At 61.5% G+C, this 14,671-nt stretch carries 11 protein-coding genes; 6 read left to right on the forward strand and 5 right to left on the reverse strand.

The features are described from left to right. Positions 1 to 10: 10 nt before the first annotated feature. Complete coding sequence (locus tag ABWV89_RS16020; RefSeq protein WP_353398978.1) at positions 11 to 841, reverse strand: NAD-dependent epimerase/dehydratase family protein; 831 nt, start codon at positions 839 to 841, stop codon at positions 11 to 13. Then, positions 838 to 1,920 carry a CDP-glucose 4,6-dehydratase gene (gene rfbG, locus ABWV89_RS16025; protein ID WP_353398982.1) on the reverse strand — a complete coding sequence of 361 codons (1,083 nt, stop codon included), beginning with the start codon at positions 1,918 to 1,920 and terminating at the stop codon, positions 838 to 840. The genes ABWV89_RS16020 and rfbG overlap by 4 nt, the downstream gene beginning before the upstream one ends. Before the next feature lie 350 nt (positions 1,921 to 2,270). On the opposite strand from rfbG, the gene imuA reads away from it, so the two are divergent. From imuA to ABWV89_RS16045, 4 genes are all read left to right on the forward strand, one after another. Beyond that, a complete protein-coding gene (gene imuA, locus ABWV89_RS16030) occupies positions 2,271 to 3,176 on the forward strand; it encodes a translesion DNA synthesis-associated protein ImuA (protein ID WP_353398985.1) in 906 nt (301 codons plus the stop codon). Beyond that, positions 3,109 to 4,554 (forward strand): Y-family DNA polymerase, encoded by a 1,446-nt coding sequence (locus ABWV89_RS16035; RefSeq protein WP_353398988.1) that lies wholly within the window; start codon positions 3,109 to 3,111, stop codon positions 4,552 to 4,554. Before imuA ends, ABWV89_RS16035 begins: the two co-directional genes overlap by 68 nt. 19 nt (positions 4,555 to 4,573) lie before the next feature. Then, positions 4,574 to 7,744, forward strand: a complete 3,171-nt coding sequence (locus ABWV89_RS16040; protein WP_353398990.1) for an error-prone DNA polymerase — start codon at positions 4,574 to 4,576, stop codon at positions 7,742 to 7,744. An 89-nt stretch (positions 7,745 to 7,833) separates the two neighbouring features. Beyond that, the gene (locus tag ABWV89_RS16045; RefSeq protein ID WP_353398993.1) at positions 7,834 to 8,436 is read left to right on the forward strand and encodes a DUF2889 domain-containing protein; all 603 of its coding nucleotides are present in this window, start codon (positions 7,834 to 7,836) and stop codon (positions 8,434 to 8,436) included. A 17-nt stretch (positions 8,437 to 8,453) separates the two neighbouring features. Here ABWV89_RS16045 and ABWV89_RS16050 read toward each other — a convergent pair whose 3' ends face one another. From ABWV89_RS16050 to metK, 3 genes are all read right to left on the reverse strand, one after another. Next, positions 8,454 to 8,897, reverse strand: a complete 444-nt coding sequence (locus tag ABWV89_RS16050; RefSeq protein ID WP_353398995.1) for a MarR family transcriptional regulator — start codon at positions 8,895 to 8,897, stop codon at positions 8,454 to 8,456. Positions 8,898 to 9,022: 125 nt separating this feature from the next. After that, positions 9,023 to 11,101: a PAS domain-containing sensor histidine kinase gene (locus tag ABWV89_RS16055; protein WP_353398997.1), complete on the reverse strand. Its 2,079-nt coding sequence runs from the start codon at positions 11,099 to 11,101 to the stop codon at positions 9,023 to 9,025. Between the two features lie 248 nt (positions 11,102 to 11,349). Further along, positions 11,350 to 12,537 carry a methionine adenosyltransferase gene (gene metK / locus ABWV89_RS16060; protein WP_353399000.1) on the reverse strand — a complete coding sequence of 396 codons (1,188 nt, stop codon included), beginning with the start codon at positions 12,535 to 12,537 and terminating at the stop codon, positions 11,350 to 11,352. Between the two features lie 219 nt (positions 12,538 to 12,756). Here metK and ABWV89_RS16065 point away from each other — a divergent pair, with 219 nt between their 5' ends. Both ABWV89_RS16065 and ABWV89_RS16070 read left to right on the forward strand, forming a co-directional pair. After that, positions 12,757 to 13,632, forward strand: a complete 876-nt coding sequence (locus tag ABWV89_RS16065) for a lysophospholipid acyltransferase family protein (protein ID WP_353399003.1) — start codon at positions 12,757 to 12,759, stop codon at positions 13,630 to 13,632. A 74-nt stretch (positions 13,633 to 13,706) separates the two neighbouring features. Then, positions 13,707 to 14,630, forward strand: a complete 924-nt coding sequence (locus ABWV89_RS16070) for a lysophospholipid acyltransferase family protein (protein ID WP_353399006.1) — start codon at positions 13,707 to 13,709, stop codon at positions 14,628 to 14,630. Positions 14,631 to 14,671 lie beyond the last annotated feature (41 nt).

Genomic DNA, 14,671 nt, shown 5'->3' on the forward strand with positions numbered 1-14,671 from the left:
TCTTGAGGCCTTATGAGTTCAATGGAGGGAGTGCCAGCATTTCTTTCAGATAGTCTGATACGCCGCTGGCCTGCGGTCTGAACCGGACGCCTGACAGCCAATCAGGGCGAGGGAATGCTCTATTGAAATTATCGTTCGCTGGCTCAGGAAGGGCGGAAAGGACCAGATTACCGGGTTGGTCCAGCTGCTCATAGATGTACAGTGCCAGATCCCTCAGTGATGTCGGGCTGCCGTGGCTGATTGTGGTGATGCCTGTGACCGGTTGGTCAATCAGGCGAATCAAAGCTGCAGCAAGGTCTTCAACATGATGGTACTCGCGTAGCTGATGCCCTGGAGACATGTTGAACGTGGTGCGTTTGCGCAGAGCGCTCAGCATCTGCCCAAGGAACATGTGAGGTGCCGGCGGTCCGCCACCGTACAACGTATGCAGTTGTGCGTGGACAGTGTTGTCGCCTGAAGCCGCCATCTCGGTGACCGTCCGGCCCAGGGCGATCTTGGACTGAATGTAGGCATTTGACGAATCCTCAAGGTGCTCCATGATCGTCCCCAGTGTGAGCACCCGAAGTCCAGCCATGGACGCTCCCTCGGCGATGCGCGTGGGTAGAGCGACGTTTACTTTTTTGATCTGCTCTGCTGGGGCCCGTGGGTCGAGGATGCCAGAAGCGACGATGACAGTCGATCCTGCAGGACTGCTCTCGAACCACTTGGCGATGCGGCTTGCTGCGCTGTCTTCCCACCAGCTTTCGTACACGGAGCGGTGTGGGGTGCACACGGCCTCTGGCTCAAGCTGCGCGGAAAGTGCCGCGCCAAGGCGGCCCTGGGACCCGACGACGTAGATCATGACAACAGCGATTGGCGCCAGGAGTCGATCTGCGCCACAGTGATCTCTTCCGCTGACTCCGGGGCTTTATAGTACGCGCGATACCAGGCAGCAGTTTCCTGGATGACGCGCGTTGTATCCCATACAGGACGCCACCCCAGTTTCGACCTGGCCAGAGAGCTGTCCAGTGCCAGAAGGCCGGATTCGGCCAGGTTGGGTTCTGTATAAGAGATATCAGGCCTTGTCCATTCAGCGCTCATGAGGTTCATGACAGCTTCGACCGTGAGGCTCTCGGTGTCAGTGGGTCCGAGGTTCCAGGGGCGGGCGAATTCCGATGCCTGGTCGCCCAGCAGCCTGGCCATCAACTCAAAATAGCCGTGTACCAGTGCGAGCACATGCTGCCACGGGCGGGTGGCTTTGGGGTAGCGCAGCATCAATGGTTTGTTTTGGGTCACGCTGCGCACGAAATCCGGAATCAGCCGATCATCTGACCAGTCACCCCCTCCGACGATGTTGCCTCCACGAGCCACAGCGATGGCTGGTCCAAGACCCTTTTCGAATGGAAACGACGCTGCATAAGACTGGATGACCATTTCTGCTGCGGACTTTGATGCGCTGTAGGGATCTTTCCCGCCCAGTGCGTCTGACTCCCGGTACGGCCAATGCCATTCGTTGTTGTGATAGACCTTGTCCGTTGTCACGCAGACCACGCCCTTGACGCTTTTGGTGTGACGTGCAGCTTCAAGAACATGCGCTGTTCCCTGGGCGTTGACCAGAAAGGTTCCCACGGGATCGCTGTATGACCGTCTGACCAAAGGCTGGGCAGCCAGGTGCAGTATGAGGTCGGGTTCGGCTTGGCGAACAGCTTCTTGCAACCGGTTCAGATCAGAGATGTCGGCAAACGTTGTGGGGATGGACTTTGCCAGCCCCAGCGAATCAAACAACGACGGACGGGTTTCTGGCGGCAAGGCATATCCCGACACGTCGGCACCTATCCGCTTGAGCCAGGTGCATACCCACCCGCCTGTGAATCCCGTGTGTCCCGTGACCAGTATCTTGCGGCCAGCGAGCTGCTTTTCAAAATCAAGTGTTTGTTGCATGGAGGAAAAGGGTGCCAGTTTGTTTCGCTCAGGACAGCGAGTGGCGGGCGAGGTGGAGGCCTTTCCAGGCAATGTGCGGCAGAACCATACGGTGTATTTTGCCAAAGGGGCTGACCTGCCTGTGAGGTGACCTCGTCGCGTAGCTTCGGAGCATCACTGTAATGGTTCGCTCCCAGGCGTTGAGATGCGCGCTTTTGTCGCTGTAACCAAATGCGCAAGGCCGATGATGCCCGGCGGATCTTGTGAAAATAGTGCGAACAGGCTCTAGACATTTCGCTGGCTTTTAAGTACTGTATATATAAACAGTATTTGACACTCCATACGGAGCACCACAGCCCAGTTGAACTGCCATGAAGCCCGCCCTTGTCCGGCAGGAGGCCACAGTGCCCCCTGCCGTTTCTGCCCCCTCTGTTGTTCTTCATTCACCTCCCGGCCGTCCTGACCAGCCGCCAGCTTTGCCGCCTGCCGTGGCTGCTGCGGTGTGGCGTGCCGATCAGCTCGGCGCACCCATGGAGCAGGTGTGTGCCAGTGGCCATGCCGCGCTGGACGCCGAGTTGCCCGGCGGCGGCTGGCCCTGTGGCCACCTGACCGAAATCCTTTATGCCCAGAGCGGCGTGTTGGAGTGGCGGCTGCTGGCCCCCATGCTGGGGCCGTTTTGCCAGGCGGAGGGCACGGTGGTGGTCATCGGGCCACCCCGGCACCCGCACCCGCCCGGGCTGCAATTGATGGGGGTGAGCGCGCAACAGTTGGTCTGGGTCCGGGCCGAGACACCAGCCGAGCGTTTGTGGGTGACCGAGCAACTGCTCAAGGCCAACACCGGTGCGCTGGTGTTGAGCTGGTTGCCGCAGGCTCGGCCCGATCAGTTGCGCCGTTTGCAGGTGCTGGCCGGGGGAGCGAAAGCGCCGGTGTTTGTGTGCCGTCCGGCACAAGCCGCCCAGGAATCGTCGCCAGCGCCGCTGCGCGTATTGGCACGGGTCGATGCCGATTGGGCGCTGGCCGTGGACATTCTCAAACGCAAAGGCCCGCCGCTGGCCCGAACCTTGTCCTTGCCTTCGGTGCCCGGTGGCTTGCAGGCACTGCTGACGCCACGGGTGAAAGCCCTGCTGTCGCAGCAGGCAGCGCATGGCCAGCCGGCGGCAGAGACCGTGGCCGTCGCCGCCAATGAGCGGCCCGTGGAGTCTGATGATCATGTTGTGGTCCGCACTGCGACTGGCCGAAGCCGGCGACGCACTGCCCTTGCCGTCCGCCGGGCTTGACGCCACGGTTCAGGCGGCGCTGCAGGCGGTGGCGGTGTGGGCTTTGCAGTTCACGCCGCGGGTGACGCTGCAAGACGAATCCGTGCTGATGGAGTTGGCCGCCAGCTTGCGGCTGTTCGGTGGTGCGCGCGCCTTACGGGAGCGGCTGGAGGTCGAAGCGGCCGAGTTGGGCGTGGGGCAGGTGGCCTGGGGGCCGAACGGCTTGTCGGCACTGGCGTTTGCGCGAGCCGGTGTGGCGGGTTTGCCTGGCATGCGCCAGGCAGCGCTGTTGACCGATCGCCTCGATGCTTTGCCCATGCAAGCGCTCAGTGCCGCCTGGCCGCACCAGACCACCTTGGCCCATATTGGTTGCCGCACCTTGGGGGATGTTCGGCGCTTGCCGCGTGGCGGTATGGCCCGACGTTTCGACAAACACCTGTTGCAGGCGCTGGATCAGCTCTACGGTCATGCGCCCGAGGCGCACACCTGGGTGCAACTGCCCGAAGCGTTTGAACAACGGCTGGAGTTGCCTTTTCGGGTGGACGATGCGGCTGCCCTGGTCTTCGGTGCGCGCCGCCTGTTGTTGCAACTGGCCGGCTGGCTGGCGGCGCGCCACAGCGGGGTCACGGCCTTCACTTTGCATTGGCTGCACGATGCCATGCGGGCGCGAGGCACCCAGGCGGGCGACGCCTTGACCGTGCGCACGGCAGAGCCCACCCGGCAGGTCGAGCACCTCAGCCGTTTGTTGGCCGAACACCTGGCCCATGTCACGCTGGAAGCGCCGGTGTGCGAATTGCGCCTGTCGGCCGACGAGGTGCATGCGCTCACCGAGGTCAGCGCGTCCTGGTTGCCCGATGACCCGCGCACAGCCGGCAGTGAGCCTTTGCCCTTGGTGCTGGAGCGGGTGTCGGCTCGGCTGGGGCCGGACAAGGTTGTGCGCCCACAGTTGCTGGAAGACCATCGGCTGGAATGGATGTGCCAGTGGCAGCCGGTGGCCGAGCCGCCGGCCGGCCCTTTGCAGGTGCGCGAACCGGTGGCGTTGCTCAAGTCGGTGCCGCGCAAGCGTACCCGCACCCGCTCAGGCAAGCGCTCAAGCCCTTCATCTTCGCCATCGATAGCCCATGGCGGTGATCTGCCACAGCCCAGCTTCATCCTGGCCGAACCGTTGCGTCTGCTGGTGCGCCAGCATCGGCCGCACTACCAGGGCGAGTTGCAACTGCTCATGGGGCCGCAGCGCATTGAAGGCGGCTGGTGGGACCGCGACGCCAGTGCCAACCAGCACCGCAACGTGGCGCGCGATTACTGGGTGGCCTTCTCTGAGCATGCAGGGCTGCTCTGGGTGTTTCAGACCCGCTTGCAGACCGAGCCTGCCTGGTTCCTGCACGGTCACTTTGCATGAGCGTTGAAGGAATCCGCCCATGCCTGACCGGTCATCACCACCGTCGTTGCCATCTTCACCGCCATCGCTGCCGGCCTATGCCGAGTTGCGTTGCCTGACCAATTTCAGTTTTCTGCGCGGCGCAAGCCATCCCGAAGAACTGGTCGATCGGGCACATGCCCTGGGCTACGAAGCCTTGGCCATCACCGATGAATGCTCGGTGGCCGGTGTGGTGCGTGCCCATGTGGCGGCCAAGGCCTGCGGGCTGAAGCTGCTCATCGGCAGCCAGTTCAAGGTCGAGGCTGCATCGGGCGGAGAACATTTCACCCTGGTGCTGCTGGCGTGCAACCTGAACGGCTACGGCAATCTGTGCGAGTTCATCACCTTTTTGCGCCGTCGGAGTCCGGACAAAGGCCACTACCAGCTCACCTGGGACGACACCACCGGGCAGATCGACCGGCTCGATGATTGCCTGGCGATTGCGGTGCCGCCACGGGGCACTTCTCAGACATTCAGTGATGCGGTGGCCCGATGGCTGTTGCGCCATTTCACCGGCCGCTGCTGGCTGGGTGTGGACCAGCAGCGCCTGATGGACGATGAAATCCGGCTGCATCGCCTGCGACAGAGCAGTGAGCTCACGGCCGTGCCGCTGGTGGCTGTGGGCGATGTGCACATGCACCGCCGCTCACGCAAACCCTTGCAGGATGTGCTCACCGCCACCCGGGTGGGCAAGCCTTTGACGCGTTGTGGCTTTGCCCTGGCGGCGAATGCCGAGCAGCACCTGCGCACCCGCCTGACCCTGGCGCAACGCTATCCGGCAGACCTGCTGGAAGCGACATTGGCCGTGGCCGCACGTTGCGACTTTTCGCTCGACGAGCTGCGCTACCAATACCCGGATGAAGTGGTGCCGCCGGGCGAGACACCTGCCAGCTATCTGCGCCGACTGGCCTGGGAAGGGGCAGGGCGGCGCTGGCCGGCGGGCGTGCCGGCCAAGGTGCACGGGCAGATCGAGCACGAGCTCGCCCTGATCAGTGAGCTGAAATACGAACACTACTTCCTCACCGTGTACGACATCGTGGCCTTTGCACGTTCGCAAGGCATTCTGTGTCAGGGCAGGGGGTCGGCCGCCAACAGCGCGGTGTGCTATTGCATCGGCGTCACCGAGGTGGACCCGGATCGCACCAAGGTGCTGTTTGAGCGCTTCATCTCCAAAGAGCGCAACGAGCCGCCTGATATCGACGTCGATTTCGAGCACGAGCGGCGCGAAGAGGTCATCCAGTACCTGTACCGCAAATACGGGCGTGAGCGTGCGGCCCTCACCGCGGCGGTCATCACCTACCGGCCACGCAGCGCCGTGCGCGATGTGGGCAAGGCCCTCGGGTTTGACGAACCCGTCATCGACGAATTGGCCAAAGGGCATTTCCGCTGGGACGGCAAAAAGAGCGTGGACGCCGAGCGTCTGCAGGAAGCCGGCCTGGATCCCGACAGCATGGCCGTGCGTCAGTTGGGCGAGCTCACCTCGCAGCTCATGGGGTTTCCACGCCACCTGTCGCAACACACCGGGGGCTTCGTGCTCACGCGCGGCCCGCTCACGCGCATGGTCCCAGTGGAAAACGCCGCCATGCCCGACCGCACGGTGATCGAATGGGACAAGGACGACCTCGATGCCCTGGGTTTGCTGAAGGTCGATGTGCTGGCTCTGGGCATGCTCACAGCCTTGCGCAAGTCGCTCGACTTCATCAGCCAACGGCGCGGCTTCGACTTCCAGATGCAGGACATTCCGGCCGAGGACGAATCCACCTACGACATGATCTGCAAGGCCGACACGGTGGGCGTGTTCCAGATCGAGAGTCGTGCACAGATGAGCATGCTGCCGCGCCTGAAACCGCGCTGCTTTTATGACCTGGTGATCGAGGTGGCGCTGGTCCGCCCGGGCCCTATCCAGGGCGGTGCGGTGCATCCTTATCTGGACCGACGCCAAGGCAAGGTGCCGGTGAGCTATCCCAGCGAGGCCCTCAGGGAAGCACTCGGCCGCACCTTGGGTGTACCGGTGTTCCAGGAGCAATGCATGCAGATCGCCATCCTGGCCGCAGGTTTTACCCCTGACGAAGCCGATGGCCTGCGCCGGGCCATGGCCGCCTGGAAACGCAAGGGTGGGCTGGAGAAATACGAGCGTCGCCTGATCGATGGCATGACCGAGCGGGGCTACACGCTGGAATTCGCCCAAGGCGTGTTCGAGCAGATCAAAGGCTTTTCCAGCTATGGCTTTCCCGAGAGCCATGCCGCCAGCTTTGCCTTGCTGGTCTACGCCAGTTGCTGGGTCAAACACCACCACCCGGCCGAATTTCTGGCGGCCATGCTCAACAGCCAGCCGCTTGGGTTTTACTCTCCCAGCCAGTTGGTGCAGGATGCCAAACGCCATGGGGTGGAAGTGCGGCCAGCCGATGTGCTCTACAGCGACTGGGACTGCACGCTGGAGGGGCTGCAGGTGGGGCAGCAAAGCCCCATGCCGGCCGTGCGCCTGGGTCTGCGTCTGGTCAGCGGGCTGAAGGCGGATGCCGCGCAACGCATCATGGCTGCGCGCGAACACTGGTTTCACAGCAGCGAAGACCTGGCCTTGCGGGCGGGCCTCGATCAAGGCCAGATGAAGTGCCTGGCCGCTGCCGATGCCTTGCTCTCTCTCAGCGGCCACCGCCGCCAGCAGGTGTGGGACGCAGCGGCGCTCAAAACAGCGCCCGCCCTGCTCAAATGCGCACCGGTTGAGGAAGATCTGCACGAGCTGCCCGAGGCCGCCGAGGGCGAGGCCGTGGTGTGGGATTACGCCTCACTGGGCCTGACGCTGCGCAGTCATCCGCTCAAGCTGTTGCGGCCGGTGCTCACCCGCCGGCGCCTGCAAACCGCCGAAGCCCTGCACGCCATGCCCAATGGCCGGCTGGTGCGCTACGCCGGCATCGTCACCATCCGTCAGCAGCCCGACACCGCCAGTGGCGTGGTGTTCGTCAGTCTTGAAGACGAAACCGGCGTGGTGCAGGCCGTGGTCTGGCGCCAGATCCGTGAGCGCCACCGGGACGCTTTGACCCGCTCACGCCTGCTGGCCATCTACGGCACCTGGCAGCGCGAAGGCGAAGTCTGCAACCTGATCGCCGGCCATCTGGAAGACCTCACGCCATTGCTGGGCAGCTTGATGACGTCGAGCCGGGACTTCCGGTAGGGCATCTGAAAAACCTGGCGACAGCGCTTCAGGCATCCGTCAGCGAAAATGCTTTCAACCCATAAACGATTTCCGAACGAGGCCTGACTTTGCCGCTGCCGCCACCCCAACCCCGCCAACTCAAACACACCCGCGCCGTCGAATACCGTGGTTACCAACGCGAGGACGGCCTGTGGGATATCGAGGGCGAACTCAAGGACACCAAGCCCTATCGCTTCGTGATTCCCGAAGAGCGCACCTGGGAGCCCGGCGAAGCCATCCACCACATGCTGATCCGCGTGACCATCGATGACGACATGGTCATCCACGACATTGCCGTGGACATGGACAGCTTCCCGCACGAGACCTGCCCGCAGGCCAAACCACCCATGCAGCGTTTCATTGGCGAAACCTTGGGACGCGGCTGGCGGCAGACCATCCAGCGCCACCTGGGTGGCGTGCAGGGCTGCACCCACATGCGCGAGCTGCTGTTCAACCTGGCCACGGCAGCGTTCCAGTCCAAATCCGGTTCGTTCCAGCCGGCCGATCCGAACCTGCCCCCATCATTTCTGGGGCAATGTCTGACCTGGGATTTCAACGGGCCAGTGGTCGAGCGCCTCTATCCCGTGTTCTTCCAGTGGGATCCGAAATCCCGCAAGGCGCCGGGCAGGTCAGACGACGAAAGTTCCGGGTCTTCCGTGCCCGCTGCCTGAGCCGTGTTTGACGCCTGCTAATTCAAGTCTGGCGACTGATTGGCCTCGCAAGCCAGCCATTTGTCCAGAACCGAACCGAAGCACTTTCGCTCAGCAGGCGATAGCAGATCGATGAAGTCAACGGCCATGCTCAGTCGTTTGCGCTGGATCGAAGTGGCTTGCCGTGTTCCCTTCGCCGTCAGGCGGACGAGTGTCGTCCGCCCCTTTGCCAAGCGCTTGATCTTTCCGTCAGCTTCCAGCCTGTCCAAAGCACGAGTGCAAGCCGGTTGAGAAAGATCCGACACACGGGCCAGTGCCGTGACCGTCAACGCAGACGATCTCAGCAAACCCATCAATATTTCAGCCGATGCTTGCGACTGACCTCCGCGCGCGGGAGCCAGCACATGCCTCTGCAGCAGTACACCGAGGTCAGCCAGTTGGCTGGCTTGGAGAAGCTTGGATTCTCTGGCGCGCATCAACATGCATTATGCATATTCGAGCCAGCGGTACAGCCGCCGTCGATCGTGAAGAGTGTAGTCCCAGGAAGAAATATCCCCGTCACGACAACGGCCGTCCGGGGATATTTTTGCGATAAGCAGCCTGCAGGTCAGGCTGCCAGTTCGGCCATGGCCGATTGAGGGAACTCCAGTTCAGGCTCAAGGCCGTCAAAAGGCAGTGTGAAGTAGAACGTACAGCCTTCACCAGGAGAAGTCTCCGCCCAAATGCGTCCACCATGGCGCTCGATGATGCGCTGGGACAAGGCCAGCCCCGTGCCATTCCCCTCAAAGTCCATCGAGTGGTGCTGGCGCTGGAACATGACGAACAGGTTGGTGGCCTTTTCCAGGTCAAAGCCGACGCCATTGTCGTGCACATAGAAAGTGCGACCGCCTACTGGACTGATCTGCCAGCCAATCTTGATCTCTGCCAGGGTTTCGCGTCGCGTGTATTTGACGGAGTTGTTGAGCAGATTGGTGAATACCTCGGCAAGCAGCATGGCATCGCCTCGCACCACGGGCAGGTCGCCTTCGACTTGCCAGCTGATGTTTCGCTCGGCGTTTTCCTGCTTGAGGTGACCAATGACGCCTTCGACCAAGGGTGCCAGGGGAACAGGCTGAGACTCGATGGCCACACGGCCCAGGCGCGCATATTCCAGCAGACCTTCGATCATGGTTGCCATGCGCTTTGCTGCAGATGAAATGTTGTCCAGGTACTGCTTGATCGCGGGATCCTTGACCTCACCCATGTCTTCGATCAGAAGCGTGAGAAAGCTGTTGATGTGACGCAATGGCGCGCGCAAATCATGAGAGACCATGTGGGAGAAGACGTCCAGATCCTTGTTGGCGGCCACCAATTGCTGTGTCCGCTCAGCGACCCGCTTCTCCAGTTCGCGGTTCAGGTCGTTCATCACATCTTCCAGGCTCTTGGCCGCTGTCATGTCGCGTGTGATGGCCGACAGCCCCTGCAGTTCACCCTCTTCGTTGCGCAAGGCGGTCAGGATGGTGTGTGCCCAGAACCGGGATCCATCATCACGCAGCCTCCAGCCTCGCGTTTCCCACTGGCCATGTGCCATCGCCAGCTTCAGAACTTCGTCCGCGTCGACGACGTCGTCTTCGTCCGTGGCGCGTGAAGCCGCCAGCAGCTGGCGATAGTGTTGACCCAGAATCCGGTCGCGAGCGAAACCGTGCATTCTCTGGGCGCTGTCGCTCCATTCGGTCACGCTGCCGGTCTCGTCGACAAAATAGACGCAATAGTCGTGGATGGCGTCCACCATCAGCCGGTACCGTTGCTCGCTCTTGAACAGTTCAGCCGTCCGCTCCTTGACCCTCTCTTCCAGATCGCGGTTGGCTTCCAGCACGAATTCTTCGGTGCGCCTGCGTTCGGTGATGTCATGCAGTTCGACGAAGATACCTTCGACGCTGCCCATCTGGTGGTCGGGGATGTAGTGAATTTCGTAGCAGTGGCGGTTACCTGTCGCTGCGTCGCGTTCGGCCTCGAACGTCTGGGGCGAGCCACTGAGCGCATCGGCGACGTGCGGCAGGATCACCGGCAGCAGGTCTGGGTGTACCAGGTCACTCATGTGTGCGCCGATCATGTCCCCGGGCAGCTTGCCACAGCGGCTGGCATGGGCAGCATTGGCAAAACGGCAGATCAGATCTTTGTCGTAGTAAGCCAGTTGCACCGGAATCCGGTCGGTAATGGTTTGAAGAAACCGGCTGTGCGAGCTTTGCCGCTGCTCGGCCGCCTTGCGGTCGGTGATGTCAACTACCGTGGTGTTGGTGCAGACAAACTCGCCGTCCTCATTGACGACCGGGACCGATGTGCACAAGGCCTGAAAGCGCGTTCCATCGTGGCAGCGTAATTCCAGCTCAATGGGGTCCGAATCTTCACCATTGAAAAAGCGGTCAAAGCGCCGTTGCACGTCGTTGGCCTGGCTTGAATCCACGAACCCGAGGAGATTTCGCTCATGGAGTGCGTCGGCCGAATAACCCAGCCAGTCCCGCAAGGTCTGATTGACCTTGACAAACTTCAGATCCCTGTCGAACGACACGTATCCGCAGGGCGCGTTGTCATACAAGGCTTGCGCATGCGCAAGCGCGCTTTCAAGCTGCGCAGTGCGTTGCGCCAGTTGTTGTTCCAGATCCTGTTCGTCGGGCACGCTGTTGGTCGGGCTGACGTCGGTTTCCATGCTCAGAGCTCCAGTGTTTTGACAGCTTTGCAGTGGGCAAAGCACTACCTGTAGTTCTTATCGGAGAGATTGTCCGAAAATTCAGCGGCACTTGGATAGAAGGTGAACGTATTCACAATTGAGCATGAAAAAAGCCCCATCTCTGGCGATGGGGCCCTTTGGATTCATTCGGACCAATTTGTACGATCCGGTGCGGTTTGGTACGGCCTGGTATGCCGGCCAGGCGGATTCGTCCGCTCTCGCTGGGTTCAGCTCTTGAGACCCGCGGCCGCTTTGAGTGCAGCAGCCTTGTCAGTGTGCTCCCAGGTGAACTCGGGCTCCTCGCGACCGAAGTGCCCATAGGCCGCGGTCTTGCTATAGATGGGTCTGAGCAGGTCCAGCATCTGGATGATGCCTTTCGGGCGCAGATCGAATTGCTCGGCCACCAGCTTTGCGATGTCAGCGTCGGGGATCACCCCTGTCCCTTCCGTGTAAACGGTGATGTTCATCGGGCGGGCGACGCCGATCGCATAGGCCACCTGGACCTGGCATTGGCGAGCCAGACCGGCGGCCACCACGTTCTTGGCCACATAGCGGGCGGCATAGGCGGCAGAACGGTCAACCTTGGTGGGATCCTTGCCGCTGAAAGCGCCACCGCCGTGTGGGCAAGCGCCACCATAAGTGTCCACAATGATCTTGCGGCCGGTCAGGCCACAGTCTCCCTGCGGGCCACCCACCACAAAGCGTCCGGTCGGATTGATCAGGTAGTTCGTGTCATTGAGCCACTCCTTGGGCAGAACCGGCTTGATGATCTCTTCAATCAGCGCCTCGGTGAACGAGGCCTTCATCTTGGTTGCGGACTCACTCTGGTCCGGGGTGTGCTGGCTTGAGAGCACGATGGTGTCGATGCTGTGCGGTTTGCCGTCGACATAGCGCATGGTCACCTGGCTCTTGGCGTCCGGGCCAAGAAAGGCCAGCCGGCCATCCTTGCGCAACTGAGCCTGGCGCTCCACGATGCGATGGGCATAGTAGATGGGCGCGGGCATCAGCTCAGGCGTTTCGTCACAGGCATAGCCAAACATCAGGCCCTGATCACCAGCACCAGTGTTCAGATGATCATCGGACGCGTGGTCCACGCCCTGGGCGATGTCGTTGGACTGCTTGTCGTAGGCGACCAGGACAGCGCAGCCCTTGTAATCAATGCCGTAGTCGGTATTGTCGTAGCCGATGCGCTTGATCGTGTCGCGCGCCACCTGGATGTAATCCACGTGCGCATTGGTGGTGATTTCTCCGGCCAAGACGACCAATCCGGTGTTGGTCAAAGTCTCAGCTGCAACACGCGAGCGTGGGTCCTGTTCGAGAATTGCGTCCAGAATCGCGTCAGAGATCTGGTCAGCGACCTTGTCGGGGTGGCCTTCGGAAACGGATTCAGATGTAAAGAGAAAGTCGCTCGCCATATAAACTCCTGTCAGGTTGATCGGCGTTGCCGGTCTGTTCTTCAGGGTCGGCGAACGCTTTAGCGGCATTTTTCAGTCGCCCCGCAAGTAGTTCAGTAACTCGGCGACCCATTGATTTTAGCCCAGGTCGAACCTGATACCCGGGGTCAAAGACTCGGGACAAGTCCCGATCAAGTTTTCGGATTCGGGTCAATTGCAGGCTTTGCCACAATTGCAAGCATGACTTTTTTGGTTGAGAGGCTTTTTCGCCTCCTGTCTGTGGTTCCATTGATCTTCCTCCATTCGGTGGGATGGCTCATGGGGTGGGTGGCGTTCGCCTTGTCCAGCCGGTACCGGATGCGCTTGATGGCCAATGTCCGTCAGGCTGGTCTGGACACCGGCGTGTCTTTCGCTTCTGTGGGAGAGGCGGGCAAGATGGTGGCAGAGCTGCCTCGTCTCTGGTTGGGCCGCATCTCCAGAATCGGCTGGGAGGGGGCGGCCCACATAGAAGCTGCGCAAGCCCATGGCAATGGCTTGTTACTGCTCACGCCTCACCTGGGCTGCTTTGAGATCTGCGCACGGGCTTACGCGGAGAAGTTCGGCGATGCCAAACCCATCACGGTCCTGTTCCGCCCGCCACGCCAGAAGCCGCTGCAGGGACTGGCAGCGCAGGCTCGTGTCAGGCCGGGACTGCACACTGCTCCAACTTCGCTCGCCGGCGTCAAACAGCTCATCAAGGCCTTGAAGGCCGGCGACGTTGTCGGCCTGTTGCCCGATCAGGTGCCACCTGACGGACAAGGGGTATGGGCGCCATTCTTTGGCCGCGACGCCTACACCATGACCCTCTCGGCGAGACTGGCCCACACCAGCAACGTGAAACTGCTGCTGATCTGGGGGGAGCGGCTCAGTTGGGGGCGTGGGTACATCGTTCGGGTCAGGCCTTTTGAAGGCGTCTTGTCCCGAGATCCGGTCGAGGCGGCAGGACAGATCAATCAGGCCATGGAGTCGCTTATCAAAGAGCGACCCGGTCAATACCTCTGGTCGTACAACCGGTACAAGCCACCGTCCGCAGACCACCAGCGTGTTACGCCCAGCCGGTCAGGCGAGGCACAATAGCGGCCCGCGGCGGTTCGCCATGACGGGGCTTTTGTGCGTCTCTTCTCATTGTCTCTTTTGCCGACCCAGACTTGATGTCCCAACACGTTGCTCCAGACGAAGCCTACAAGCGCCGCTCCCACCTCGGTAGCCGGCTGGGGGTGTGGCTGATGCAAGCCCTGTCTGGCCTTCCATTGCCGATGTTGCGTGCCATGGGGCTTGTGCTGGGTATCTTGGCCTATGGGCTGGCTGCTCGGCGCCGGCACATCGCCTCGACCAATTGGGCACTCTGTTTCCCGGACCAATCTGCTGCGCAACGCCGGCGTGCGATTCGACGCCATTTCATTTATTTCACCCAGGCATGGCTCGACCGCAGCTGGCTTTGGCAGGGCAAAGCAGACCTTGTGCGCAGCCGCTTGACTTTTGTTGATCAGGCAGGCGTGCTGGAAGGCCATCAGCCGGCGGTGTTGTTTGCCCCGCATTTTGTCGGCATGGACGCTGGATGGATTGCGCTGACAGCACATGGCAAGCGTCGTTTCTGCGGCATGTACGCCAAGCAGCCCAACCCGGATGTGGATCATTGGATGGCGCAAGGCAGAAGGCGCTTTGGGGACCCTCATATCGTGGCCAAGAAAGCAGGCCTCAAACCCCTCGTTTCGGCCGTGCGCGCTGGCGAACCCTTGTACGTGCTGCCGGACATGGACTATGGCAGGCGCGATTCCATCTTTGTTCCGTTTTTCGGACACCTGGCGGCGACCGTCCCGTCGCTGACCCGCTTCGCAAAAATGGGTAGGGCGCCAGTTGTGCCCGTGGTGGCCAGAATGACGCCGCAGGGCTACGAAGTCACTGCACTTCCAGCATGGCCAGATGTCCCAGGCGACGAGGTGTCTGTGGACACTGCGCTGATGAACCGTCGTCTGGAAGAGTACATCCGGCAGATGCCCGAGCAGTACTACTGGGTACACAAACGCTTCAAGACGCGCCCGGCTGGCGAATCATCACCTTACGATCGCGCCTGATGCCAATCATGGCACGGCGCGGACCTGGGTGTCAGTCCAGG

Source organism: Hydrogenophaga sp. 5NK40-0174 (genome assembly GCF_040372165.1).
Classification (GTDB): Bacteria; Pseudomonadota; Gammaproteobacteria; order Burkholderiales; family Burkholderiaceae_C; genus Hydrogenophaga.